This is a genomic window from Rhodococcus sp. WB1 (genome assembly GCF_001700945.1).
Taxonomy (GTDB): domain Bacteria; phylum Actinomycetota; class Actinomycetes; order Mycobacteriales; family Mycobacteriaceae; genus Rhodococcus; species Rhodococcus aetherivorans.
Genome location: NZ_CP015529.1, coordinates 1482955 through 1506576, shown reverse-complemented (window position 1 = coordinate 1506576; position 23622 = coordinate 1482955). Strand labels below are relative to the sequence as shown.

Genomic DNA, 23622 nt, shown 5'->3' with positions numbered 1-23622 from the left:
CCGCCATATGACGCCCTGGTCGGGGTGTGGTGTCCCCCCGGACCTCGGGAGGACCGGAAGGACACCGCGGCGCGAAGCGCCTTACTTCGAGTAGTACTCGACGATCAGCTGTTCCTGCAGCGGGATGTCGATCTGCGCGCGCTCGGGGAGCTGGTGGACCAGCACCCGCAGACGCGGGCCGACGACCTGCAGCCAACCCGGGATCGGGCGGTCACCCTGGGTCTCACGGGCCACCTGGAAGGGCAGCGTGCCCAGCGACTTCTCGCGGACGTCGATGATGTCGTACTGCGAGACGCGGTAGCTCGGGATGTCGACCTTCTTGCCGTTCACCAGGAAGTGGCCGTGGCTCACCAGCTGGCGGGCCTGACGGCGGGTCCGGGCGAGACCGGCGCGGTAGACGACGTTGTCCAGACGCGACTCGAGGATGACCAGCAGGACCTCACCGGTCTTGCCGGGCCGGCCGGCGGCCTCCTCGTAGTAACGACGGAACTGCTTCTCCATCACGCCGTAGGAGAAGCGGGCCTTCTGCTTCTCCTGCAGCTGGAGCAGGTATTCGCTCTCCTTGATCCGCGCGCGGCCGTGCTGGCCGGGCGGGTAGGGGCGACGCTCGAACGCCTGGTCGCCTCCGACGAGGTCGACGCGCAGACGACGCGACTTACGGGTAACGGGACCGGTATAGCGAGCCATGATTCAAACCTTCCTTTCCCGTTAGACGCGACGCCGCTTGGGCGGACGGCAGCCGTTGTGCGGCTGGGGGGTGACGTCGGAGATGGTGCCGACCTCGAGGCCCGCGGCCTGGAGGGAGCGGATCGCCGTCTCGCGGCCCGAGCCCGGGCCCTTCACGAAGACGTCGACCTTCTTGACACCGTGCTCCTGCGCCTTGCGGGCAGCGTTCTCGGCGGCGAGCTGCGCGGCGAACGGGGTCGACTTGCGCGAACCCTTGAAGCCGACGTGGCCGGAGGACGCCCAGGAGATGACGTTGCCGTTCGGGTCCGTGATGGACACGATCGTGTTGTTGAAGGTGCTCTTGATGTGAGCGGCACCGTGCGGGACGTTCTTCTTGTCCCTGCGGCGCGCCTTCTGGGTCTTCTTCGGACCGGTGCTGCGTGACTTGGGAGGCATTACTTCTTCTTTCCTGCGACGGTGCGCTTCGGACCCTTGCGGGTGCGGGCGTTGGTCTTGGTGCGCTGTCCACGCACGGGCAGACCACGACGGTGTCGCAGGCCCTGGTAGCAGCCGATCTCGATCTTGCGACGGATGTCCGCCTGGACCTCGCGGCGGAGGTCACCCTCGACCTTGTAGGTCTCCTCGATGAACTCGCGCAGCTTGGCGAGATCCTCGTCGGAGAGGTCCTTGCTGCGCAGATCCGGGCTCACGCCGGTGGCCTCGAGGATCTCCTTCGAGCGGGTACGGCCGATGCCGTAGATGTAGGTCAGTGCGATCTCCATCCGCTTTTCGCGGGGAAGATCGACACCTGCGAGACGTGCCATGTGGCATTCCTATTCGGTGTGCGGAGGTCTGCTCCCAGCCCGTCCCCTGCGTCGTGAAACTGTGTGGTCCCGCGGCCCGGCCGAAGCCGGAACGCCGGTAGTCCGAAACACAGTGGGGCCCCGGCCTCCGAACCGGGGGTGTATCGCGCGGCTCCCCGACGAATCGGGAATCGTGACCGAACGACTGGTGCTGGAAGGTCTTCTCTAGCTTGTTGCCAAGCCGATCTTTCGAAGAGCGGGTGGTCTAGCCCTGGCGCTGCTTGTGGCGCAGGTTCTCGCAGATCACCATGACCCGGCCGTTACGGCGGATCACCTTGCACTTCTCGCAGATCTTCTTGACGCTCGGCTGAACCTTCACGGTGCGTCTGATCTCCTGTGTGTACGCCTGAGGCAGAGCACGAGGCATGCCGCAGACATGGTTCTCCCCGACCGTGCGGCCGGGGAAGCTCTTACTTGTAGCGGTAGACGATGCGCCCACGCGACAGGTCGTAGGGCGAGAGCTCCACGACAACCCGGTCCTCGGGCAGGATGCGAATGTAGTGCTGACGCATCTTGCCGCTGATGTGAGCCAGGACCTTGTGACCGTTCTCGAGCTCAATGCGAAACATCGCATTGGGCAGCGGCTCGATCACGCGACCCTCGACCTCGATGGCTCCGTCTTTCTTGGCCATATCCTCCGCGATCCGTGTTGTTCGGCGTGTGGTTGCATCGGTTTCCGTTACCGTGACGCTCGACGTGACCGGCCTGCAGACAACCGCGGGCCGGCGCGCAGGGCGCACCATCGATCTATGTTACGGGAACTTTCCCACCGGGGCCAAATGCCGAGATGCGAGGAGGACAGCCGTGCGGGCGTTGGTTCAGCGGGTGACGGGTGCCGCGGTCGCGGTCGACGGGCGCGAGGTCGCCCGCATCTCGCCCCGGGCCGGCGGTCACGGGCTGCTCGTGCTCGTCGGCGTGACCCACGACGACGACGCGGCGAAGGCCGCCACGCTCGCCCGGAAGGTGTGGACGTTGCGGATCCTCGAGGACGAGAAGTCCGCGTCCGATCTGGCCGCACCGATCCTCGTCGTCAGCCAGTTCACGCTCATGGCCGACACCCGCAGGAGCCGCCGTCCGTCGTGGTCGGCGGCCGCGCCACGCGCGGTGGCCGAACCCCTGGTGGACGAGTTCACGACGGCGCTGCGCGGCCTGGGCGCCGACGTGCAGACCGGCGTCTTCGGGGAGCACATGGAGGTGAGCCTGGTGAACGACGGCCCGGTCACCCTCCTGCTCGAGGCGTGAACCGGCGGCGCCCGCGGCCCGAGCGAATGTATCGTTCAGCTCCTTCACGGCAGCGAGCGATACATTCGCTCGCCGCCACCGCCGCTACTCCGGGCGCGGGGTCAGGATGCGCGGACCGTCCTCGGTCACCGCGACGGTGTGCTCCCAGTGCGCGGCGCGGCTGCCGTCGGTCGTGACGACGGTCCACTTGTCGCCGAGCACCTCGGTCTCGTAGGTGCCGAGGGTCAGCATCGGCTCGATGGCGAGCACCGATCCCACCACGAGACGGGGGCCCTTGCCGGGCGCGCCCTCGTTCGGCAGGAACGGGTCCATGTGCATCTCGCGGCCGATGGCGTGGCCGCCGTAGCCGTCGACGATGCCGTAGCTCCGGCCGTGCGCCGACTCCGCGGCGCGGGTACCCAGCTCGATGGCGTGCGAGACGTCGGTGAGCCGGTTGTCCGGCAGCATCGCCGCAATCCCCGCCTCCATCGACAGCCGCGTCGCATCGCTGAGGTCGGCGTCGGCGGCGGAGAGCTCACCGACTCCGAAGGTCCACGCCGAGTCGCCGTGCCAGCCGTCGAGAATCGCGCCGCAGTCGATCGACACGAGATCGCCCTCGGCGAGGATCTCCGTCGCCGAGGGGATGCCGTGCACCACGCGGTCGTTCACCGACGAACAGATCGAGCCGGTGAACCCGTGGTAGCCCAGGAAGGAGGGGACGGCCCCCGCATCGCGGATGACCGCCTCCGCCACCTGGTCCAGTTCCAGGGTGCTCACGCCCGGCTTCGCCGCCTTCCGTACCGCCACGAGAGCGGCGCCGACGACGGCACCCGCCGCCGCCATCGCATCGAGTTCGCCGGCGGTGCGGAACGGAACCACCTTGCGCTTGCGCCCGAAACCCATCTTCTTGCTCCTGCGTCCTTACTTGCCGAGGGCCGCGAGGGCGCGCGCGTTGATCTCGTCGACCTCGCCGACGGCGTCGACCGTGACGAGCGAATCGGCGTAGTAGTCGAGCAGCGGCGCGGTCTCCTCGCGGTAGACCCGGAGCCGGTTGCGGATGACGTCCTCGGTGTCGTCGGCGCGGCCGCGGGCGAGCATCCGCTCCACCACCACGTCCTCGTCGATGTCGAAGGACAGGACCCCGTCGAGTTGGGTGTCGAGATCCTTCAGGATGGCCTCGAGTTCGCGGGCCTGCTCCACGCTGCGGGGGAAGCCGTCGAGCAGGAAGCCGTTGGCGGCGTCGGGCTCGGCGAGGCGGGCGCGCACCATGTTGTTGGTGATCTCGGCGGGCACGAGCTCCCCGGCGTCGATGTACTTCTTGGCTTCGAGGCCGAGCGGGGTGCCCTGCCCGATGTTGGCCCGGAACAGATCCCCGGTGGAGATTGCGGGGACGCCGAGCTTCTCCGACAGGATGGCGGCCTGCGTGCCCTTGCCGGCACCGGGCGGACCGAGGAGTACAAGTCTCACTTGAGGAACCCTTCGTAGTTGCGCTGCATGAGTTGACTTTCGATCTGCTTGACAGTGTCCAGCGCGACACTGACGAGAATGAGCACCGCGGCGCCGCCGAAGATGCTGGTGGCGGTCTGGCTGCCCGAGAGGAAGAAGTTGGGCAGCGTCGCGATGAGACCCAGGTACAGCGAACCTGGAACCGTGATGCGGTTGAGGACGTAGCTGAGGTACTCGGCAGTGGGGCGTCCCGGCCGGATGCCGGGGATGAATCCGCCGTACTTCTTCATCTCGTCGGCCCGTTCCTCCGGGTTGAAGGTGATGGCGACGTAGAAGAAGACGAAGAAGACGATCAGCGAGAAGTAGATCGCGATGTAAACGGGGTTGTTCGGATTCACCAGGTATTCGTTGATGATCCGCTGCCACCAGCTCGGGTCGGTGGCCGAGGTGGCTCCGGTCAGCTGGGCGATGAGGTTCGGCAGGTACAGCAACGACGACGCGAAGATCACCGGGATGATGCCGGCCTGGTTGACCTTCAGGGGCAGGTAGGTCGAGGAACCGCCGTACATGCGCCGGCCCACCATGCGCTTGGCGTACTGCACCGGGATCCGGCGCTGGCCCTGCTCGACGAACACCACGCCGGTGATGACCACCAGCGCGACGACGAGGACGATGGCGAAGACCAGGCCACCGCGGGACTCGAGGATGGTGCGGCCCTCGGCCGGCAGCCGCGAGGCGATGCCGGAGAAGATCAGGATCGACATGCCGTTGCCGACGCCGCGCTCGGTGATGAGCTCACCGAACCACATGACGAGTGCCGCACCGGCCGTCATGACCAGCACGATCACGACCATGCCGAAGATGCTGTCGTCGGCCAGGATCGGTTCGGTACAGCCCTGCAGCAGCTGACCGCGGGCCGCGAGGGCGACGATGCCGGTGGACTGCAGCACGGCGAGCGCCACCGCGAGGTACCGCGTGTACTGCGTCATCTTGGCCTGGCCGGCCTGGCCCTCCTTGCGGAGTTCCTCGAATCGAGGAATGACCACCGTCAGCAGCTGGACGATGATGCTCGCGGTTATGAACGGCATGATGCCGATCGCGAACACCGACAGCTGTAGCAGCGCGCCACCGGAGAACAGATTGATCAGCGAGTAGATCCCGGCGGAGTCGCCGCCGCTGAGCTGATCGATGCAGGCGCGCACATTGCCGTAGTCGACGCCCGGAGACGGCAACGTCGCGCCGAGGCGGTACAGGGCCACCAACCCGAGCGCGACGAGGATCTTCCGCCTCAGGTCCGGGGTCCTGAGGGCCGAGACGAAGGCGGAAAGCAAAGATCCTCCTGGCAGGGCGAAACGGGAGACTGTGGATCGACGCGCGGGGTCCGACGGTCGACAACTCTTGAACTCTAGCAGCGCGCCCCGGACCGGTGCCGTGGCGCCGGGTCGGGGCGGCTCGCACGCGCGGCGGATGTGCTCCGCCGCGCGGCATGCGGTGGGGTGCGAACGCCGAACGGCCGCACTGCGGGACGTGCTGCAGTGCGGCCGTTCTCGAGCTGTGCGTCACGCACGAGCGAACCGGTCAGGCCAGTTCGGTCGCGGTGCCGCCGGCAGCGGCGATCTTCTCCTTGGCGGAACCGGAGAACTTGTTCGCGGTCACCTGCACGGCAACCGTGAGCTCGCCCTCGCCGAGGACCTTCACGAGCTGGTTCTTGCGAACCGCGCCCTTGGCGACGAGCTCGTCGACGCCGACCTGGCCACCCTCGGGGAACAGGCGGGCGATGTCGCCGACATTGACGACCTGGTATTCGGTGCGGAAGGCGTTCTTGAAGCCCTTGAGCTTCGGCAGCCGCATGTGCAGCGGCATCTGGCCACCCTCGAAGGCCGCCGAGACGTTCTTGCGCGCCTTGGTGCCCTTCGTACCGCGACCGGCGGTCTTGCCCTTCGAACCCTCACCGCGGCCGACGCGGGTCTTGTCCGTCTTCGCGCCCGGGGCCGGGCGCAGGTGGTGCAGCTTGATGGTCACTTGGAGGCCTCCTCAGCAGTGACTTCCTCGACAACGACGAGGTGACGCACCACGTTGATCAAGCCGCGGTTCTGCGCGTTGTCCTCGCGGACCACGGACTGGCGGATCTTCCGCAGACCGAGGGTGCGCAGGCTGTCGCGCTGGTTCGACTTGGCGCCGATGGTGCTCTTGACCTGCGTGATCTTCAGCTCTGCCATTACTTCACGCTCCCAGCAGCCTGTGCCCGGGCGCGCAGCATGCCCGCAGGTGCGACGTCCTCGAGGGGAAGACCGCGGCGAGCCGCGACTTCCTCGGGGCGCTGCAGCTGCTTGAGGGCGGCCACGGTGGCGTGCACGACGTTGATGGCGTTGTCGCTACCGAGCGACTTCGACAGGATGTCGTGGATGCCCGCGCATTCGAGCACGGCACGCACCGCGCCACCGGCGATCACACCGGTACCCGGCGAGGCCGGACGCAGCATGACGACACCCGCCGCGGCCTCACCCTGCACCGGGTGGGTGACGGTGGAGCCGATGAGCGGGACGCGGAAGAAGCCCTTGCGCGCTTCCTCGACACCCTTCTGGATGGCCGCGGGAACTTCCTTGGCCTTGCCGTAGCCGACGCCGACCAGGCCGTTGCCGTCGCCCACGATCACCAGCGCGGTGAAGCTGAAGCGACGGCCGCCCTTGACGACCTTCGACACACGGTTGATCGAGACGACACGCTCGATGTAGTTCGACTTCTCGGCGGCACCGCCGCCACGCGAGTCACGATCGCGGCGGTCGCGACCACCACGCTGGTCCCCGGTGTTGGGGCCATTCTGTCCGGCGGGGCCGTTGCCGCCGTCACGCCGCTGACGTCCCGGCATCAGGCGTTCCTTCCGTTCGAAGAGATGGTCATCAGAACTTCAACCCGCTTTCGCGAGCCGCGTCTGCGAGGGCCGCGATCCGGCCGCTGTAGGTGTGGCCGCCGCGGTCGAAGACCACGGCCTCCACGCCGGCAGCCTTGGCACGCTCGGCGAGCAGCTGACCGACCTTGGCGCCGCGCGCCTTCTTGTCGCCCTCGACCGCACGCACGTCCGGCTCGACGGTCGAGGCCGCCGCCAGGGTGGTGCCCGTCAGGTCGTCCACCAGCTGGGCGTGGATGTGGCGCGAGGACCGGTTCACGACGAGACGGGGACGCTCGGCGGTGCCGGCGACCTTCTTGCGCAGACGGAAGTGCCGACGCTGCTTCGACAGCCGACGCCGGGTGGACGCGTCCTTGCCGAGCGGAATCCGCTTGGCCTTCTGGTTCTCGGTCTGGCTCATGATCACTTACCCGTCTTTCCGACCTTGCGGCGCACCTGCTCGCCCTCGTAGCGGATGCCCTTGCCCTTGTACGGGTCGGACTTGCGCAGCCGGCGGATGTTGGCCGCGATCTGGCCGACCTTCTGCTTGTCGATGCCCGAGATCGAGAACTTCGTCGGCGACTCGACCGCGAACGTGATGCCCTCGGGGGCCTCGATCGGGACCGGGTGGCTGTAGCCGAGCGAGAACTCGAGGTCCTTGCCCTTGAGCGCGACGCGGTAACCGACGCCGTGGATCTCCATCTTCGTGGTGTACCCCTGGGTGACACCGTCGATGAGGTTCTGCACGAGGGTGCGCGACAGGCCGTGCAGCGCACGGCTGCGGCGCTCGTCGTTCGGACGGCTCACGTTGAGCGCGCCGTCCTCACCCTTGGCGATGGTGATCGGCTCGGCGATGGTCAGCGAGAGGTTGCCCTTGGGGCCCTTCACTGCGACGTCCTGGCCGTCGATGGTCACCTCGACACCCGAGGGGACGGTGACCGGAAGCTTTCCAATACGCGACATTGTGGTGGCCTCCCTTACCAGACGTAGGCGAGGACTTCCCCGCCCACTCCCTGCTTGGCCGCCTGGCGATCGGTGAGCAGGCCGGAGGACGTGGAGATGATCGCCACGCCGAGGCCGCCCAGGACCTTGGGCAGGTTGGTGGATTTCGCGTACACGCGCAGGCCGGGCTTCGACACGCGGCGCACACCGGCGAGGCTGCGCTCACGGGAAGGGCCGTACTTGAGGTCGACGACGAGGGTCTTGCCCACCTCGGCATCCTCGGTGCGGAAGTCGGCGATGTAGCCCTCACGCTTGAGGATCTCGGCGATGTTCGCCTTGATCTTCGAGTGGGGAAGCTTCACCTCGTCGTGGTACGCCGTGTTGGCGTTGCGCAGACGCGTCAAGAAGTCTGCGATGGGGTCGGTCATGGTCATGGCTGACCTGTTCACCTTTCTCGTTGCGGTTCCCATGCAACACCGGCAGTGGTGACGAATCACCGGTGCGCCGGCCGTGGGCCTACGACGAACTTGGTTTCATGCGGACCGGACGCGGATGCGACCGGCCCCTGACAGTAGTGACGGTGGGTGACCCTGCGGTCACCCACCGTTCACGTCACCAGGAGCTCTTGTGAACTCCGGGAAGCTCACCGCGGTGTGCCATCTCACGGAGGCAGACGCGGCAGAGACCGAACTTGCGGAACACCGCGTGGGGGCGCCCGCAACGCTGGCAGCGGGTGTAGGCGCGCACCGCGAACTTCGGCTTCTTGTTGGCCTTGTTGACCAGTGCCTTCTTAGCCATGGGCTCAGTTCTCCTTGAACGGGAAGCCGAGGTGCTTCAGCAGGGCACGGCCTTCTTCGTTGTTGGTGGCGGTCGTGACGACGGTGATGTCCATGCCGCGCGGGCGATCGATCTTGTCCACGTCGATCTCGTGGAACATCGACTGCTCGTTCAGGCCGAACGTGTAGTTGCCGTTGCCGTCGAACTGGTTGCCGTTGAGGCCACGGAAGTCCCGGATACGGGGCAGCGCGATGGAGACCAGGCGGTCCAGGAACTCCCACATGCGGTCGCCGCGCAGCGTGACGCGCGCACCGATCGGCATGCCCTCACGGAGCTTGAACTGCGCGATCGACTTGCGGGCCTTGCGGATCTCCGGCTTCTGGCCGGTGATCAGGGCCAGGTCGGCGACGGCGCCGTTGATCAGCTTCGCGTCGCGGGCGGCGTCACCGACACCCATGTTGACGACGACCTTCACGACGCCGGGGATCTGCATGACGTTCGCGTAGTCGAACTCCGCGTTCAGCGCGTCGCGGATCTCCTCGCGGTACCGGGTCTTCAGACGCGGTGCGGTCTTGTTCTCGGTGGTGGTCATGTCAGATGTCCTTCCCGTTCTTCCGGGAAATCCGAACGCGCTTGCCGGTTTCCTCGTCGGTCCGGTAGCCCACCCGGGTGGGGTTGCCGTCCGAGTCGATGACAGCGACGTTGGAAACGTGGATCGGGGCCTCCTGCGTCACGATGCCCCCGGAAGAGGCGCCGCGCTCGTTGGCCGAGACCGCCGTGTGCTTCTTGATCCGGTTCACGCCCTCGACGAGGACCCGGTTCTCCTTCGGGTAGGCCGCGATGACCTTGCCCTTGGCACCCTTGTCCTTGCCCGAGATGACGAGCACGGTGTCGCCCTTGTGCACCTTCATCACAGCACCTCCGGAGCGAGCGAGACGATCTTCATGAACCGCTTGTCGCGCAGCTCACGGCCGACGGGGCCGAAGATGCGGGTGCCGCGCGGGTCGTTGTCACCCTTGATGATGACGGCGGCGTTCTCGTCGAACTTGATGTACGAGCCGTCCGGCCGGCGGCGCTCCTTGGAGGTGCGCACGACGACAGCCTTGACGACGTCACCACGCTTGACGTTGCCACCGGGGATCGCGTCCTTCACGGTGGCGACGATGATGTCACCGATACCGGCGTAGCGACGGGACGAGCCACCGAGAACGCGGATGCAGAGAATCTCCTTGGCACCCGTGTTGTCGGCGACGCGCAGTCGCGACTCCTGCTGGATCACTTACTTCTCCTTGACCTGGCTGAATTCGACAGATCCGGGTGCGCGCACCCTTTTCTGTCTGCACGGCGGATTTCCGACCCGACGTGCACGGTCCGTACCCACGAAGGTGGGGCTGTCCCGGCGCTGCCTGAAGCAGGCCGCTCGAGACAACCCCACCATCGTACTGGGTCCCTTCGTCACCCCCGCGGCGGGGGGTGGAGGAGGCCTTACTTGGCCTTCTCGAGCACCTCGACCAGACGCCACCGCTTGGTCGCGGACAGCGGACGGGTCTCCATCAGCTGCACGCGGTCGCCGATGCCGGCCACGCCGTTCTCGTCGTGCGCCTTCACCTTGGTGGTACGGCGGATGATCTTGCCGTACAGCGGGTGCTTCACCCGGTCCTCTAGCTCGACCACGATCGTCTTCTCCATCTTGTCGGAGACGACGTAGCCGATGCGGACCTTGCGGCTGGCGCGCTCTTCCTTCTGGGTCACTGCCTTTTCCTCACTCATGCCGCGTCACCCGCATCCGGGCCGGAGGCCAGGCCGAGCTCGCGCTCACGCAGCACCGTGTAGATGCGAGCGATCTCGTTGCGCACGACGCGCAGCCGGCGGTTGTTGTCCAGCTGGCCGGTGGCCATCTGGAAACGAAGGTTGAACAGCTCTTCCTTCGCTTCGCGGAGCTTGGTGACCAGCTCTTCCTCGGTCAGCTCGCGGAGCTCTGTGGCGGGGGTTCCGGTAGCCATCAGAACTGCTCCTCCCTCGTCACGATCCTGCACTTGCACGGGAGCTTGTGCATCGCGCGCCGAAGGGCCTCGCGGGCAATCTCCTCGTTCGGGTAGCTCATCTCGAACATCACCCGTCCGGGCTTGACGTTCGCGACCCACCACTCGGGCGAGCCCTTACCGGAACCCATGCGGGTCTCGGCCGGCTTCTTGGTGAGGGGGCGATCCGGGAAGATGTTGATCCAGATCTTGCCGCCACGCTTGATGTGCCGGGTCATGGCGATACGAGCGGACTCGATCTGCCGGTTGGTGATGTAGGCCGGCTCGAGAGCCTGGATGCCGTAGTCACCGAAGGTCACCTGGGTCCCACCCTTGGCGGCACCCGAGCGGCTCGGGTGGTGCTGCTTGCGGTGCTTGACCCGCCGTGGGATCAACATGCGTCAGCCCTCCTGATTCTCGGTCGGAGCGGGTGCATCGGCGGAGGCGGCGCGGCCGGCGTCGGTGCTCGTCGCGGTGGTGCCCGAGGCACCGGAGCGACGGGGACGGCTCGGACGCTCGCGACGGGGGCGGTCGGCCGGGGCGGCGGCCGCAGCGGCCAGCTCACGACGGCCACCGACGATGTCGCCCTTGTAGATCCAGACCTTCACGCCGATGCGGCCGAAGGTGGTCTTCGCCTCGTACAGGCCGTAGTCGATGTCCGCGCGCAGCGTGTGCAGCGGGACCCGGCCCTCGCGGTAGAACTCCGAGCGGGACATCTCGGCGCCGCCGAGGCGGCCCGAGCACTGCACCCGGATGCCCTTGACGTTGGGCTGGCGCATGGCCGACTGGATGGCCTTGCGCATGGCGCGACGGAACGCGACGCGGTTCGAGAGCTGCTCGGCGACGCCCTGCGCCACCAGCTGAGCCTCGGACTCGGCGTTCTTGACCTCGAGGATGTTCAGCTGAACCTGCTTGCCGGTCAGCTTCTCGAGCTCGGCGCGGATGCGATCGGCCTCGGCGCCGCGGCGGCCGATGACGATGCCCGGACGCGCGGTGTGGATGTCCACACGCACACGGTCGCGGGTGCGCTCGATCTCGACCTTGGCGATGCCGGCACGCTCGAGGCCGGTGGCCAGGAACTTGCGGATCGCGACGTCTTCCTTCACGTACTCCGCGTACTGCTTGTCGGCGTACCAGCGCGACTTCCAGTCGGTGGTGATGCCCAGACGGAAGCCGTGCGGGTTGATCTTCTGGCCCACTACTGAGCTCCCTTCCGGCGGTTACGGTTTCCAGCAGACGCAGGCGCCTTGCTCTCGACGATCACGGTGATGTGGCTCGTCCGCTTGCGGATGCGGAATGCACGGCCCTGGGCGCGCGGCTGGAACCGCTTGAGGGTCGCGCCCTCGTCGACGTACGCCGTCGCGACGACAAGCGTGCTCGGGTCGAGGTCGAGGTTGTTCTGCGCGTTCGCGGCGGCGCTCGCGATCACCTTGGCGACCGGCTCGGCCGCGGCCTGCGGTGCGAACTTCAGGATCGACAGAGCCTCGTCCACGGACTTGCCCCGGACGATGTCGACGACGCGGCGCGCCTTCATCGGGGTCACGCGCACGTGGCGCGCAACAGCCCGAGCGCTGTTTGCGGGTGTTTCGGTGCTCAGCTGTGCCGAGCTCTTCGCGTTGCTCATCGGCGCTTGCTCTTCCGGTCGTCCTTGATGTGGCCCTTGAACGTACGGGTCGGCGCGAACTCGCCGAGCTTGTGGCCGACCATCGACTCCGAGACGAACACCGGCACGTGCTTGCGACCGTCGTGGACGGCGAACGTGTGACCGATGAAGTCGGGCAGAATGGTGGAACGGCGCGACCAGGTCTTGATGACCTGCTTGGTGCCCTTTTCGTTCTGCGTATCGACCTTCGCCAGGAGGTGGTCGTCGACGAACGGGCCCTTCTTGAGGCTGCGTGGCATTCTCTAACTCCCTCCTTGACTAGCGCTTCTTGCCGGTACGGCGACGACGGACGATGAGCTTGTCGGACGCCTTGTTCTTGCGGGTGCGGCCCTCGGGCTTGCCCCAGGGGCTGACCGGGTGGCGACCACCCGAGGTCTTGCCCTCACCACCGCCGTGCGGGTGGTCGACCGGGTTCATGACCACACCACGGACGGTCGGGCGCTTGCCCTTCCAGCGCATGCGGCCGGCCTTGCCCCAGTTGATGTTCGACTGCTCGGCGTTGCCGACCTCGCCGACGGTGGCGCGGCAGCGCACGTCGACGCGACGGATCTCACCGGAGGGCATACGCAGGGTGGCGTAGGTGCCTTCCTTACCGAGCAGCTGGATGCTGGCGCCGGCGGAGCGGGCCATCTTGGCGCCGCCGCCCGGACGCAGTTCCACCGCGTGGATGGTGGTACCGGTCGGGATGTTGCGCAGCGGCAGGTTGTTGCCGGGCTTGATGTCGGCCTGCGGGCCGGACTCGACCGGGGCGCCCTGCACCAGGCCCTTGGGGGCGATGATGTAGCGCTTCTCGCCGTCCACGTAGTGCAGCAGCGCGATGCGGGCGGTGCGGTTGGGGTCGTACTCGATGTGAGCGACCTTGGCCGGGATGCCGTCCTTGTCGTTGCGGCGGAAGTCGATCAGGCGGTAGGCACGCTTGTGTCCGCCACCCTTGTGACGGGTGGTGATGCGGCCGTGCGCGTTGCGACCACCGCGGCCGTGCAGCGGGCGAACCAGCGACTTCTCGGGCGTCGAGCGGGTGATCTCGGCGAAGTCCGAGACACTCGCGCCGCGCCGACCCGGGGTTGTCGGCTTGTACTTACGAATTGCCATGAGTCTTCTCGTCCTCTATCTCTCGAGACCCGGCCGCCTACGCGACCGGCCCTCCGAAGATCTCGATGGGCTTGCTGTCGGCCGACAGGGTCACGAGCGCGCGCTTGGTGTCCTTGCGCTTGCCGTAACCGAACCGGGTCCGCTTGCGCTTGCCCTGACGGTTGGCGGTGTTGACGCTGGTCACCTTGACGCCGAAGACCTTCTCGACGGCAATCTTGATCTGCGTCTTGTTCGAGTCCGGGTGCACCAGGAAGGTGTAGGTGCCTTCCTCCATCAGCCCGTAGGACTTCTCGGAGATGACCGGAGCCAGCAGGATGTCGCGCGGATCCGCGATCGTGCTCACTTGCTCTCCTCCTTCTCTGCCTGGGCGGACTCGGCCGGCCCGTGGATGAACGTGTCGAGCGCCTCGACGCTGAACACGACGTCGTCGCTGTAGAGCACGTCGTAGGTGTTCAGCTGGTCCGGAGCGATCGCGTGCACGTTCTGCAGGTTCTGCACGCTCTTCCACGCCGCGAGATCCTCACGGCCGACGACGAGGAGCAGGTTCCTGCGATCGGTCAGCTCCGCGAGGAAGGTGCGCGCGCCCTTGGTCGACGGCGTCTGTCCGGCCACGAGCTCGGTGATCACGTGGATGCGCTCGTTGCGGGCCCGGTCGGAGAGGGCACCGCGGAGGGCGGCGGCCTTCATCTTCTTGGGGGTGCGCTGGCTGTAGTCGCGCGGCTGCGGGCCGTGCACGGTGCCACCGCCGGCGAACTGCGGCGCGCGGGTCGAACCCTGGCGAGCGCGGCCGGTGCCCTTCTGGCGGTACGGCTTCCGGCCACCGCCGCGGACCTCGCCGCGGGTCTTGGTGGCGTGCGTGCCCTGGCGAGCCGCGGCGAGCTGCGCGACAACCACCTGGTGGAGCAGCGCGATGTTCGCGGGGGCGTCGAAGATCTCGGCGGGGAGATCGACGGTGCCGTTGGTCTGGCCGCCGGGGGCCTTGACGTCGAGCGTCAGCTTGGTTGCGGTCTCGGTGCTGGTCATGCCCGTGCACCACCCTTCACTGCGGTCTTGACGATCACGACGCCGCCCTTGCGGCCCGGGATCGCACCCTTGATCAGCAGCAGGCCGTTCTCGGCGTCCACCTTGTGGACCGAGAGGTTCTGCGTCGTGATGCGGTCGCTACCCATGCGCCCGGACATGCGGGTTCCCTTGAACACGCGGCCCGGGGTGGCGCAGCCACCGATGGAGCCCGGACGACGGTGCACAGCCTGCGCACCGTGCGAGGCGCCCTGGCCGGCGAAGCCGTGGCGCTTCATGGTGCCGGCGAAGCCCTTGCCCTTGGAGGTGCCGGTGACGTCGACGAATGCGCCGTCCTCGAAGACCTCGGCGGTCAGTTCCTGGCCGATCTCGAAGCCCTCGGTGTCGTCGACGCGAAGCTCGACGATGTGGCGGCGAGGGGTGACACCCGCCTTGGCGAACTGGCCGGCGACCGGCTTGGTGACCTTGCGCGGGTCGATCGCACCGTAGGCGAGCTGCACGGCGCTGTAGCCGTCGCGCTCCTCGGTGCGGATCTGGGTGACCACGTTCGGTCCGGCCTTGACGACGGTGACCGGAACGACCCGGTTGTTCTCGTCGAAGACCTGGGTCATGCCGAGCTTGGTGCCCAGGATTCCCTTGATCTGGTTAGTCATGTGTTGTCTCCGCTGCGTCTTCTACAAGCTCGCTGGTCTCGAAAGTCACTGAATGTTGACGTCGACGCTCGCCGGGAGGTCGATGCGCATGAGCGCGTCGACGGTCTTGGGCGTCGGGTCGAGGATGTCGATCAGCCGCTTGTGAGTCCGCATCTCGAAGTGCTCGCGCGAGTCCTTGTACTTGTGCGGCGAGCGGATGACGCAGTACACGTTCTTTTCGGTGGGCAACGGCACCGGGCCGACCACGCGGGCGCCCGTGCGGGTCACCGTCTCGACGATCTTGCGCGCAGATGCGTCGATCGCCTCATGGTCATAGGCCTTGAGCCTGATGCGGATCTTTTGTCCCGCCACGCTTAGTGTCCTTTTCTTGCCGCGTTTCGTAGTACCCGAACGAGTCGGGAACCACCTCGTCTGCACAGTTCCACCCGAACGGCGACGGCGAACAGCACTCTTCACACTTCGTGACCGGGCGCACCCGATCCGCATGCCGCTGTTCATCTGTCATTGTTCTCCGGCACACGCGGTCGGGCGTGTCGCCCTACTGCTCGCTCCGCGGCGTCGAACCAACGCTCGACACCACGGATCGACCTGCCGGATGCACCCGTACGGGTACAGGGAGGTACTGCTTCCGTCTTGCATGTGGCCGCGACCAGGCCGTCAGGCTCGATCCGCGACTGTCACTCGATCTCGTTCCGAGCCGCGGAAAACCGTGACCCGGTCAAGGCAACCCGACCAGTATGCAGGACCCGGTCGGCATTCTCAACTTCGCCCCGGCCGCGCGGCCGTCACCACCCTCCGGTCGACAACGTCGCGGGCGTCCGCACGGGCGCCGCCGCCCCGAGCGTGTTGGTCGGATCGGGACCCGGTCCCGGCGCCGCCGGCGTGGCCACCGGCAGCTCGCGCGGCGCCGGCGCCACGGGCGGCACGTCGCGCCACACCGGCAACGCCTCCTGCAGGGCCAGCCCCACCGAGATCAACGCGGCCTCCTGCCAGGGCAGCGCGCCCAGCTGGACACCGAACGGCAGCCCGGTCACCGCCGAGCGGCCGACCGGGAACGAAACGGCAGGGGCGCCGGTGTAATTGGCCCACTGGACGTCGCCGGCCACCCCGGACAGCACGCTCAGGCCCGCGAACGCGTCGCGGGGACAGCCGTCGTCGAGCGCGCCCGGCAACGCGATCACGTCGAGATCGTGGTCCCGGAACATGGCGTTGTACTGGTGCTGGTAGCGCAGCCGGTCGCGCTCGAGCCCGAAGTAGTCGGCCACCGGCAGCGCGAGCGACGCCACCGCCGCGCTCACGAGCGGTGCGAGATCGATGCGATAGTCGCCGAGCCGGTCCACGAACTGCCGGTGGTAGGCCCCCATCTCCGCCGTGTCGCCGGCCAGGAGCGAATCCGGTGGGTGCGGCATCGACACCGGTACGGTTTCGGCGCCCAGCGCACGCGCCGTCGCGAGGAACTCGTCGAACAGGCGCCGCAGCTCCGGGGCAAGCCGGTCGGTCGCCCCGTGCGGCACGCCGATACGGACGCCCGCGAGCGGCGCGGTCCCGGCGGGCGGCACCAGCGGATAGCCGCCCTCGGGCACGCCCGGACCGGCGGCCGTCACCGGATCGTCCGCCTCCGCGCCGGCGAGGACACCCAGCAGCAGCGAGGCGTCCGCGAGACTGTGCCCGATGGGGCCGGGGTGGTCCCGGGTCCAGGTGAGCGGGATCATCCCGTGCGAGGTGATCCGCCCGTACGTGGGCTTGATCGCCGAGACGCCGCACGAGCTGGCCGGCAGCCGCAGCGAGCCGCCGGTGTCGCTGCCGACCGACAGGGGGACGAACCGGGCCGCCACCGCGGCGGCGCTGCCGCCCGACGAGCCGCCCGGGGAGTACTGCGGGTTCCACGGGTTGGCCACCTGCGGGGTGACCACGCCGATCGCGAACTCGTCGGTGTGCACGTGACCGAGCAGGACCGCCCCGGCCTCCTGCAGCCGGCGCCACACCCCCGAATCCCCGGCGGCCACGTTGTCCCGCAGCACGTTGCTCGACGCGGTGAGCGGGAGCCCGCCCACCGCGAAGAGGTCCTTGAGCGCGATCGGCAGCCCGCACACGGGCGAGACGGGCTCGCCCGACGCCCGGGCGGCGCTGAGCCGGGTCGCCGCCGCGTCGGCGGCGGCATAGGCGAGGTCTGGATAGAGGTGGATCCATGCGCCGACGCCGCCGTCGTGGTCCCGGCTGCGACGCAGGCACGCATCGAGGAGTTCGCGCGGGTGCAACTGCCCGGACTGCAGCAGGCTCGCCGCTTCGACCGCGCTCAGCAGGGCCGGATCGATGACCGGGACGGTCCCCGGATCGGGCAGCCGGGCCGCCGGCCGGGCGCCCGCGCGCGCAGGGTGCATCAGGCCGAGCCCGACGAGGCCCCCGGCCATGGTTCCGAGAAAACGACGTCGTGACGTTTCGAAACTCACCGGTCCGACCATAACGGCGGGTAGCGGAGGCCGCAGCGCACGCGCATCCCGCGCCCCTCCCCCACGGCGCACGACCGGTGCGGAATAATCCGTCGAACGGAAGCGACCCGCGCCCCGGAACGCGGGACTGAAGGAGCGCCGAATGACATCCTCTGCCCAGTCCCGGTCGCCCGGGTCCCGGCCGCTGCGCCGCAGGCCCCAGCTGTCCGACGACGTGGCGGTGCACGTCCGCAATCTCATCATGTCGGGTGGGGTCCGGCCCGGCGACTTCATCCGGCTGGACGAGACCGCGGCCGAGCTCGGCGTGAGCGTCACCCCGGTGCGTGAGGCCTTGCTCACACTGCGCGGCGAGGGACTCGTGGAGCTCGTCCCGCACCGCGGCTATGTCGTGGCCCCGTTGAGCCGGGGCGACATCGACGACCTGTTCTGGCTGCAGGGGCAGATCGCGGAGGAGCTGGCGCGACGGGCGGCCGCGGTGATCACCCCGGACACCGTGGCCGAGCTGGCCGACCTCAACGAACGCCTGGCCGAAGCGGTCCGCAGCGGGGACGGGGCGCGGATCGAGGACCTCGAGTTCGCCTTCCACCGCACACTCAACCGCGCGACCGGCGCGCGCAAGCTGTCGTGGTTCCTGCTCAACGCCACGCGCTACACGCCGGTGCACTTCTACTCGTCCGACCCCGACTGGGGTGCCGCGGCGGTGGCGTCGCACAAGCGCCTCGTGGACGCGCTGCGCAGCGGCGACGGCGATTCCGCAGGCCGGGAGACCCGCCGGCACTTCACCGACGGGGCCGGCCGGCTGGTCCGGCACCTCGACGAGATCGGCGTCTGGAGCTGACGGACGCACGGCCCGGCGCTCGCGGAAGACCGGGGCCGCAGGCACCGGCCGGTAACATCGCGGCGTGACGGCGGGATCTACTCGTCGACGGGTCCGCAAGCGGCCGACCGAGAGTTCCACGGCGGAGAGTGATGCTGAGATACCACGACGAAGCGGTCCTCGTCGACGACCTGCACAAGTCGTTCGGGGACGTCCATGCCCTCAAGGGCATCACGTTCTCCGCCCCACGAGGCTCGGTCCTCGGCATTCTCGGGCCCAACGGCGCCGGCAAGACGACGACGGTGAAGATCCTGTCCACGCTGCTGCGCCCGACCGGCGGGCGCGCGGTGATCGCCGGGCACGACGTGGTCGGCGACCCCGCCGCCGTGCGCCGCTCGATCATGATGACCGGCCAGTACGCCGCCCTCGACGAGACGCTGTCGGGCCGGGAGAACCTGATCCTGTTCGGCCGTCTGATGGGCCTCGACCGCGCGGCCGCGCGCCAGCGCGCCGACGAGCTGCTCCGCGAATTCGATCTGGTGGACGCCGGTAAGCGGGCGGTGCGGCACTACTCCGGCGGCATGCGCCGGCGCGTCGACATCGCATGCGGGCTCGTCGTGCGCCCCGAGGTCGTCTTCCTCGACGAGCCGACCACCGGCCTCGATCCGCGCAGCCGGCAGGGCGTCTGGTCCCTGGTGGGTGCGCTCAAGAAGCAGGGCATCACGGTGCTGCTGACGACGCAGTACCTCGAGGAGGCCGACCTGCTCAGCGACAACATCATCGTCATCGACCGGGGCACCGTGGTGGCGGAGGGGACGGCCAACGAGCTCAAGGCCTCCACGGGAGGCAGCTACTGCGAGATCGTCCCGGTCGACCCGAACGCGCTGCCGTGGGTGGTGCACGCCCTCGGCAACCTCGTCCCGCCCGACGTGCGCGCCGAGCTGGCCACCGCGGGCAGCAACGACCGCGTCTCGATTCCGGCGCCGCACGGCCCGGCGACGCTCGCCGAGGCGCTGCGCCGGCTCGCCCCCACCCGGATCGAGCTGGCCGACATCGGCCTGCGCCGGCCCTCCCTCGACGATGTGTTCCTCAGCCTGACCGGGCACTCGGCCGGCGCCGACACGACGTCCGCGACGACGGGAGAGCCCGCGTGACCGTCCACACGAAGAGCATCAGCGCCCAGCGGGTGCGGCACGACGCGAACATCTCGCTGCCGGAGAAGCGGGTGGGCTCGCACCGCCGGGCCGACCCGACGGTGCTCAACCAGTGGAGCGCGCTCACGATGCGCACGGTCCGCACCATGGCGCGGTACGGCGAACTCGTCGTCGCGGCGATCACCCCGGTGGTGTTCGGCCTGGGCTTCTACCTGCCGCTGAAGTTCGTGATGTCGTTGCAGGGCATCGACTACGCGCAGTACCTGATGCCGATCATCGTCCTGCAGGCGATGGCGTTCACGGCCATCTCCGCGGCGCAGCTGTCCTCGGGTGAGGCGATGACGGGACTGACGACGCGGTTGCAGACCATGCCCGTGTTCAGCGCGGTCCCGCTGATCTCGCGGATGTCGAGCGCGATGCTGCGGTCCGTCGTGTCCCTGGCGGGGGCGCTCCTGTTCGGCTACGCCATCGGCTTCCGGTTCTCGGCGGGATTCGCACAGGCGGTCCTGTTCTGCGTCACCGCCCTGGCCATCAGCCTCGTCCTGTCGCTGGGCGCCGACGCGATCGGCACGCTGTCGAAGAGCCCCGAGGCCACCGCGCAGGCCCTGACGCTGCCGCAGCTGATTCTCGGCATGCTCTCGTGCGGCTTCGTCCCGGAGGAGGGCTTCCCCGAGTGGATCCGGCCGTTCGTGCGCAACCAGCCGATCTCGCAGTTCTCGTTCGCCATGCAGGACATGGCCGAGGGCGGCGTCACGTGGTCGGTCCTGTTCCCCACCGTGGCCTGGTGCGCGGGTCTCGCGCTGGTGTTCGCCCCGCTCGCCGTGTGGGCCAGCACGAGGCGGGGGTGAGCGGCAGATGAACGGACCTCCCGACATCCGTCCCGTCGACGCCAACGGCGCCGCCTTCACCTTCCCGCCGCCCGAGCACGCTCGTCCGGAGCGATCGTGGGGCGCCCTGTGGGAGCACAGCCGCATCCAGTGCCAGCGGCTGCTGCTGCGCTGGGCGCGCGATCCCGCGACGATGATCCAGGCGCTGGTCTACCCGGCGCTCACCCTGCTCATGTTCCGGGTCGTCCTGGGCAACACGGTCACCGCCGCCACCGGACAGCCCGCGATCTACGGCACGGTCCCCATGATCATCCTGGTCGGTGCCATGTTCGGGTCGGTGGTCAGCGCCGTCGGCCTGCGCACGGAGCGGCAGAGCGGCCTGCTCGGCCGCTTCTACACCCTGCCGATCCACCGGGCGGCCGGGCTGCTGGGCCGCATGCTCGCCGAGGCCGTCCGTGTGCTCGCCACGACCCTCATCATCCTGGCGGCCGGCGTCGGCCTGGGCTTCCGCTTCACCCAGGGTCTCGCCGCCGGACTCGCGATCCTCGTCATCCCCGTTCTCTTCGGCATCGGGTTCGCCCTGATGGTGACGGTCCTGGCCACCATGTCGAGCAAGCTGCCCCTCGTGGAACTGGTGTCGATCGCGTGCACCCTGCTGATGTTCTTCAACTCCGGGTTCGTGCCGGTCATGGCCTATCCGAGGTGGCTGCAGCCGGTCGTGGAGAACCAGCCCATGTCGTGTGCGATCGACACGATGAAGGCCCTGGCGATGGGCGGTCCGCTCGCGGAACCGCTGATCAAGACGCTGATGTGGTCGGCCCTCATGATCGCGGTCTTTACGATTCCGGCGATCCGGGGCTACCGGCGCGCAGCCGAGGAGGGCTGACCTCGGCGACCCCGAACGGCCGTCCCCGGCTGTTATCCTGTCCGCCGACCCGCGGCCGCACAACGGCTGCTGCAGCCACGGCACTGTCACCGCAGTGCGGCCCCTCGGAGGAATGCCGATGAAGTATGCCCGCCGGATCACCGTCGCGGTGATGGCCGCCGCCCTGACCGCCGCCGGGCCGGCGCTGCCCACGGCCGCCGCGGACACCACCGACGCCGCCTCGTTGCCGGCGCTGCTCGAATCGATGGGGCCGAGCCCCGCGGGGGCGAACAACCTCGACTGCGTGCCCTCCCCCGAACATCCCCGGCCGGTGGTTCTCGTGCACGGAACGAGAATGGACATGACCAGCTCGTGGGCCGTGGCGGCCCCGCAGCTCGCCGACCTCGGCTACTGCGTCTACGCCCTGAACTACGGGGGCATCCGCTCGCTCGTCGACCCCGGCCTCATGATCTGGGGCGTCGGGAGCATCGAGGAATCCGCGAAGCAGCTCGGCGAGTTCGTCGATGCGGTGCGCGCTCACACCGGGGCCGATCGGGTCGATCTCGTGGGCCACTCGCAGGGTGGACCGGTCTCCCGTCAGTACCTGCGGTTCGAGGGCGGCGCGGACCCGGCGGACCCGGCCCGCAACGAGGTCGACAAGCTGGTGATGCTGGGGGCGACCAACCACGGCACCACCTTCAACGGGATGCAGCAGCTGTATTCCCTGTTCGCCCGCCTGGGGCTGGGCAACCAGGAATGGGCCACCGAGCGCGTCGCGCAGATGGTGTTCGGTATCGCCGGTCGTCAGCAGCTGATCGGATCGCGCGTGCTGGCCCGGCTCAACTCCGGAACCGAGACCCTGCCGGGGATCGACTACACGTCGATCGCCACCCGTCAGGACACGGTGGCCACGCCTCCGGAGAATGCGTTCCTGCAACCGGGCGCGGACAGCGTCGTGCACAACGTGTGGGTCGAGGACGTGTGCCCGACCAGCCCGGCCGATCACCTCGCCCTCCTGGAACTTCCGGAGTCGCTGCACCTGGTGAAGTCGGCTCTCGATCCGCACTACGCCGAGACCGTGCCCGCGCCCTGCACCGCGCCGCCCGCCGGCTGACACCCGTAGATCCCCGGCATGCGAACGGCCCCTCCCGGCGGGAGGGGCCGTTCGCATGCTCACGGCGCCGGGTGTCAGACCCCGAGGGCCCGCTGCAGCACCGGCCACGAGTCCTTCAGGTCGTCCTGCCAGTAGCCCCACGAGTGGGTTCCGGTCTCGCGGAAGTTGTAGGTGGCGGGGATGCCGAGCGTATCGAGCCGGTTCTTCAGGTTGTGGGTGCAGTAGTTGGTGGCGGCCTCGATGACGCCACCGACGACGATCTGGTTCGCCAGGACACCGGCGTCCCCGTCGATCTCCGGTCCGGTCAGCGTGTCGTACGGACCGGGCAGACCGCTGCCGTTGGAAATGTACATCTCGAGCCCGCGCAACTTCTCGGCGTTGACGTAGGGATCTTTCTCCGCCCACGTCGGGTCGTTCGTCGGTCCCCACATGTTCTCGGTGTCGCCGCTGCCCCACGTCTCGACCGTGGTCTTGACGAACTGCTGGCCGATCGGATCGGAGGTCTGCGCGCAGCCGCTGTAGGCGGCGACACCCCGGTACAGTCCCGGCGCGGCGAGAGGCAGCTGGAACACCGAGGTGCCCGAGGTGGAGATGCCCGCGATCGCGTTGACGCCGGTGGTGCCGAGCGCACCGTCGACCAGCGGCGGGATCTCCTTGGTCAGGAAGGTCTCCCACTTGTTCACGCCGAGCTTGGGATCGGGGTTCTTCCAGTCGGTGTAGTAGCTGAACATGCCGCCGACGGGCGAGACGACGTTGACGTGCTTGTCCTTGAAGAACTCGATCGCATCGGTGCGACCCCGCCAGGTGGCCATGTCCTCGCCGCCGCCGGCACCGTTGAGCAGGTACAGCGTCGGCGCGGGCTTGCTGGTGTCGGCCGGGCGCCACACGTCCAGCAGGATCTCCTCGTCCATGGACGCCGAGTAGACCCAGACGAGCAGCTGCTGCTCTCCGTAGTTCTCGATCCTGGTGATGTACGACCCGTTCTCGGACGTGACGGCCGTGATGGGCTGCAGGGTGTCGGCCACCGGGTCGGCCGAGGCGAACGAGGCGCCCGTGAACAGCGGCAGCGCGAGTACCGCCGCCGAGATCGCGGCTGTTCCCAGCCTCCGAGCGCGGCTCCGCGACTCGACAACACTCATTCCGT

At 68.4% G+C, this 23622-nt stretch carries 37 protein-coding genes; 6 read left to right on the top strand and 31 right to left on the bottom strand.

Annotation, left to right across the window (positions count from 1 at the left end; translation table 11 throughout):
* Nucleotides 1–81: 81 nt before the first annotated feature.
* The 5 genes from rpsD to infA all read right to left on the bottom strand — a co-directional run bounded on the left by rpsD (nucleotide 82) and on the right by infA (nucleotide 2161).
* On the bottom strand, nucleotides 82–687 hold the full coding sequence (gene rpsD / locus A4U64_RS06610; protein WP_006947173.1) for a 30S ribosomal protein S4: 606 nt from the start codon (nucleotides 685–687) through the stop codon (nucleotides 82–84).
* A gap of 21 nt (nucleotides 688–708) precedes the next feature.
* Nucleotides 709–1122: a 30S ribosomal protein S11 gene (gene rpsK, locus A4U64_RS06605; protein ID WP_003938066.1), complete on the bottom strand. Its 414-nt coding sequence runs from the start codon at nucleotides 1120–1122 to the stop codon at nucleotides 709–711.
* On the bottom strand, nucleotides 1122–1490 hold the full coding sequence (rpsM, locus tag A4U64_RS06600) for a 30S ribosomal protein S13 (protein WP_003938067.1): 369 nt from the start codon (nucleotides 1488–1490) through the stop codon (nucleotides 1122–1124). The genes rpsK and rpsM overlap by 1 nt, the downstream gene beginning before the upstream one ends.
* A 244-nt stretch (nucleotides 1491–1734) precedes the next feature.
* Nucleotides 1735–1848: a 50S ribosomal protein L36 gene (gene rpmJ / locus A4U64_RS06595; protein ID WP_003938068.1), complete on the bottom strand. Its 114-nt coding sequence runs from the start codon at nucleotides 1846–1848 to the stop codon at nucleotides 1735–1737.
* Nucleotides 1849–1939: 91 nt separating this feature from the next.
* Nucleotides 1940–2161 carry a translation initiation factor IF-1 gene (gene infA, locus A4U64_RS06590; protein WP_003886926.1) on the bottom strand — a complete coding sequence of 74 codons (222 nt, stop codon included), beginning with the start codon at nucleotides 2159–2161 and terminating at the stop codon, nucleotides 1940–1942.
* Nucleotides 2162–2333: 172 nt separating this feature from the next.
* On the opposite strand from infA, the gene dtd reads away from it, so the two are divergent.
* A complete protein-coding gene (gene dtd / locus A4U64_RS06585) occupies nucleotides 2334–2771 on the top strand; it encodes a D-aminoacyl-tRNA deacylase (protein ID WP_006947171.1) in 438 nt (145 codons plus the stop codon).
* 84 nt (nucleotides 2772–2855) lie between these two features.
* On the opposite strand, the gene map is transcribed toward dtd, so the two are convergent.
* The 25 genes from map to A4U64_RS06460 all read right to left on the bottom strand — a co-directional run bounded on the left by map (nucleotide 2856) and on the right by A4U64_RS06460 (nucleotide 17713).
* Nucleotides 2856–3653 (bottom strand): type I methionyl aminopeptidase, encoded by a 798-nt coding sequence (gene map, locus A4U64_RS06580; RefSeq protein WP_006947169.1) that lies wholly within the window; start codon nucleotides 3651–3653, stop codon nucleotides 2856–2858.
* Nucleotides 3654–3671: 18 nt separating this feature from the next.
* A complete protein-coding gene (locus A4U64_RS06575; protein ID WP_006947168.1) occupies nucleotides 3672–4217 on the bottom strand; it encodes an adenylate kinase in 546 nt (181 codons plus the stop codon).
* Nucleotides 4214–5527 (bottom strand): preprotein translocase subunit SecY, encoded by a 1314-nt coding sequence (gene secY / locus A4U64_RS06570; RefSeq protein WP_006947167.1) that lies wholly within the window; start codon nucleotides 5525–5527, stop codon nucleotides 4214–4216. Before secY ends, A4U64_RS06575 begins: the two co-directional genes overlap by 4 nt.
* Nucleotides 5528–5774: 247 nt before the next feature.
* The gene (gene rplO / locus A4U64_RS06565; RefSeq protein WP_006947166.1) at nucleotides 5775–6218 is read right to left on the bottom strand and encodes a 50S ribosomal protein L15; all 444 of its coding nucleotides are present in this window, start codon (nucleotides 6216–6218) and stop codon (nucleotides 5775–5777) included.
* Nucleotides 6215–6415: a 50S ribosomal protein L30 gene (rpmD, locus tag A4U64_RS06560; protein ID WP_006947165.1), complete on the bottom strand. Its 201-nt coding sequence runs from the start codon at nucleotides 6413–6415 to the stop codon at nucleotides 6215–6217. Before rpmD ends, rplO begins: the two co-directional genes overlap by 4 nt.
* Complete coding sequence (gene rpsE, locus A4U64_RS06555; RefSeq protein ID WP_006947163.1) at nucleotides 6415–7065, bottom strand: 30S ribosomal protein S5; 651 nt, start codon at nucleotides 7063–7065, stop codon at nucleotides 6415–6417. Before rpsE ends, rpmD begins: the two co-directional genes overlap by 1 nt.
* A gap of 31 nt (nucleotides 7066–7096) precedes the next feature.
* Entirely contained in the window at nucleotides 7097–7504 is a 408-nt protein-coding gene (gene rplR / locus A4U64_RS06550; RefSeq protein ID WP_029544906.1) for a 50S ribosomal protein L18, read from the bottom strand.
* Between the two features lie 2 nt (nucleotides 7505–7506).
* Nucleotides 7507–8046 (bottom strand): 50S ribosomal protein L6, encoded by a 540-nt coding sequence (gene rplF / locus A4U64_RS06545; RefSeq protein ID WP_006947161.1) that lies wholly within the window; start codon nucleotides 8044–8046, stop codon nucleotides 7507–7509.
* 14 nt (nucleotides 8047–8060) lie between these two features.
* On the bottom strand, nucleotides 8061–8459 hold the full coding sequence (gene rpsH / locus A4U64_RS06540) for a 30S ribosomal protein S8 (RefSeq protein ID WP_017681442.1): 399 nt from the start codon (nucleotides 8457–8459) through the stop codon (nucleotides 8061–8063).
* A gap of 178 nt (nucleotides 8460–8637) precedes the next feature.
* Entirely contained in the window at nucleotides 8638–8823 is a 186-nt protein-coding gene (locus A4U64_RS06535) for a type Z 30S ribosomal protein S14 (protein WP_006947159.1), read from the bottom strand.
* A 4-nt stretch (nucleotides 8824–8827) separates the two neighbouring features.
* Nucleotides 8828–9394, bottom strand: a complete 567-nt coding sequence (gene rplE / locus A4U64_RS06530) for a 50S ribosomal protein L5 (protein WP_006947158.1) — start codon at nucleotides 9392–9394, stop codon at nucleotides 8828–8830.
* Nucleotide 9395: 1 nt separating this feature from the next.
* The gene (gene rplX, locus A4U64_RS06525; RefSeq protein WP_006947157.1) at nucleotides 9396–9713 is read right to left on the bottom strand and encodes a 50S ribosomal protein L24; all 318 of its coding nucleotides are present in this window, start codon (nucleotides 9711–9713) and stop codon (nucleotides 9396–9398) included.
* A complete protein-coding gene (gene rplN / locus A4U64_RS06520) occupies nucleotides 9713–10081 on the bottom strand; it encodes a 50S ribosomal protein L14 (protein ID WP_006947156.1) in 369 nt (122 codons plus the stop codon). Before rplN ends, rplX begins: the two co-directional genes overlap by 1 nt.
* A 206-nt stretch (nucleotides 10082–10287) precedes the next feature.
* Nucleotides 10288–10572 carry a 30S ribosomal protein S17 gene (gene rpsQ / locus A4U64_RS06515; RefSeq protein WP_026137932.1) on the bottom strand — a complete coding sequence of 95 codons (285 nt, stop codon included), beginning with the start codon at nucleotides 10570–10572 and terminating at the stop codon, nucleotides 10288–10290.
* Entirely contained in the window at nucleotides 10569–10805 is a 237-nt protein-coding gene (gene rpmC / locus A4U64_RS06510) for a 50S ribosomal protein L29 (RefSeq protein WP_003938084.1), read from the bottom strand. Before rpmC ends, rpsQ begins: the two co-directional genes overlap by 4 nt.
* On the bottom strand, nucleotides 10805–11221 hold the full coding sequence (gene rplP / locus A4U64_RS06505) for a 50S ribosomal protein L16 (protein WP_006947154.1): 417 nt from the start codon (nucleotides 11219–11221) through the stop codon (nucleotides 10805–10807). Before rplP ends, rpmC begins: the two co-directional genes overlap by 1 nt.
* Nucleotides 11222–11224: 3 nt before the next feature.
* Nucleotides 11225–12022 carry a 30S ribosomal protein S3 gene (gene rpsC / locus A4U64_RS06500; protein WP_003938086.1) on the bottom strand — a complete coding sequence of 266 codons (798 nt, stop codon included), beginning with the start codon at nucleotides 12020–12022 and terminating at the stop codon, nucleotides 11225–11227.
* Nucleotides 12022–12447 (bottom strand): 50S ribosomal protein L22, encoded by a 426-nt coding sequence (rplV, locus tag A4U64_RS06495; protein ID WP_037201025.1) that lies wholly within the window; start codon nucleotides 12445–12447, stop codon nucleotides 12022–12024. Before rplV ends, rpsC begins: the two co-directional genes overlap by 1 nt.
* Nucleotides 12444–12725, bottom strand: a complete 282-nt coding sequence (gene rpsS / locus A4U64_RS06490) for a 30S ribosomal protein S19 (protein WP_003938088.1) — start codon at nucleotides 12723–12725, stop codon at nucleotides 12444–12446. The genes rplV and rpsS overlap by 4 nt, the downstream gene beginning before the upstream one ends.
* Before the next feature lie 19 nt (nucleotides 12726–12744).
* Nucleotides 12745–13578, bottom strand: coding sequence for a 50S ribosomal protein L2 (gene rplB / locus A4U64_RS06485; protein ID WP_003938089.1), 834 nt, complete (start codon nucleotides 13576–13578; stop codon nucleotides 12745–12747).
* A gap of 37 nt (nucleotides 13579–13615) precedes the next feature.
* A complete protein-coding gene (rplW, locus tag A4U64_RS06480; RefSeq protein ID WP_003938090.1) occupies nucleotides 13616–13921 on the bottom strand; it encodes a 50S ribosomal protein L23 in 306 nt (101 codons plus the stop codon).
* Nucleotides 13918–14601 carry a 50S ribosomal protein L4 gene (gene rplD / locus A4U64_RS06475; protein WP_006947148.1) on the bottom strand — a complete coding sequence of 228 codons (684 nt, stop codon included), beginning with the start codon at nucleotides 14599–14601 and terminating at the stop codon, nucleotides 13918–13920. The genes rplW and rplD overlap by 4 nt, the downstream gene beginning before the upstream one ends.
* On the bottom strand, nucleotides 14598–15251 hold the full coding sequence (rplC, locus tag A4U64_RS06470) for a 50S ribosomal protein L3 (protein WP_006947147.1): 654 nt from the start codon (nucleotides 15249–15251) through the stop codon (nucleotides 14598–14600). The genes rplD and rplC overlap by 4 nt, the downstream gene beginning before the upstream one ends.
* A 45-nt stretch (nucleotides 15252–15296) precedes the next feature.
* Nucleotides 15297–15602, bottom strand: a complete 306-nt coding sequence (gene rpsJ / locus A4U64_RS06465) for a 30S ribosomal protein S10 (RefSeq protein ID WP_003938093.1) — start codon at nucleotides 15600–15602, stop codon at nucleotides 15297–15299.
* Between the two features lie 434 nt (nucleotides 15603–16036).
* Nucleotides 16037–17713, bottom strand: a complete 1677-nt coding sequence (locus A4U64_RS06460) for an amidase (RefSeq protein WP_221776116.1) — start codon at nucleotides 17711–17713, stop codon at nucleotides 16037–16039.
* 130 nt (nucleotides 17714–17843) lie between these two features.
* Between A4U64_RS06460 and A4U64_RS06455 the strand changes: the two genes are divergently transcribed.
* The 5 genes from A4U64_RS06455 (at nucleotide 17844) to A4U64_RS06435 (ending at nucleotide 22478) form a co-directional block, all read left to right on the top strand.
* Entirely contained in the window at nucleotides 17844–18539 is a 696-nt protein-coding gene (locus A4U64_RS06455; protein WP_065922351.1) for a GntR family transcriptional regulator, read from the top strand.
* A gap of 131 nt (nucleotides 18540–18670) precedes the next feature.
* Nucleotides 18671–19672 (top strand): daunorubicin resistance protein DrrA family ABC transporter ATP-binding protein, encoded by a 1002-nt coding sequence (locus A4U64_RS06450; protein WP_006947144.1) that lies wholly within the window; start codon nucleotides 18671–18673, stop codon nucleotides 19670–19672.
* Nucleotides 19669–20520: an ABC transporter permease gene (locus A4U64_RS06445; protein ID WP_050035539.1), complete on the top strand. Its 852-nt coding sequence runs from the start codon at nucleotides 19669–19671 to the stop codon at nucleotides 20518–20520. Before A4U64_RS06450 ends, A4U64_RS06445 begins: the two co-directional genes overlap by 4 nt.
* A 7-nt stretch (nucleotides 20521–20527) precedes the next feature.
* Complete coding sequence (locus A4U64_RS06440; protein WP_006947142.1) at nucleotides 20528–21385, top strand: ABC transporter permease; 858 nt, start codon at nucleotides 20528–20530, stop codon at nucleotides 21383–21385.
* A 118-nt stretch (nucleotides 21386–21503) separates the two neighbouring features.
* Entirely contained in the window at nucleotides 21504–22478 is a 975-nt protein-coding gene (locus A4U64_RS06435) for a lipase family alpha/beta hydrolase (RefSeq protein ID WP_065922350.1), read from the top strand.
* Nucleotides 22479–22552: 74 nt separating this feature from the next.
* Here A4U64_RS06435 and A4U64_RS06430 read toward each other — a convergent pair whose 3' ends face one another.
* Nucleotides 22553–23617 (bottom strand): alpha/beta hydrolase, encoded by a 1065-nt coding sequence (locus tag A4U64_RS06430; protein ID WP_006947136.1) that lies wholly within the window; start codon nucleotides 23615–23617, stop codon nucleotides 22553–22555.
* Between the last annotated feature and the right edge of the window lie 5 nt (nucleotides 23618–23622).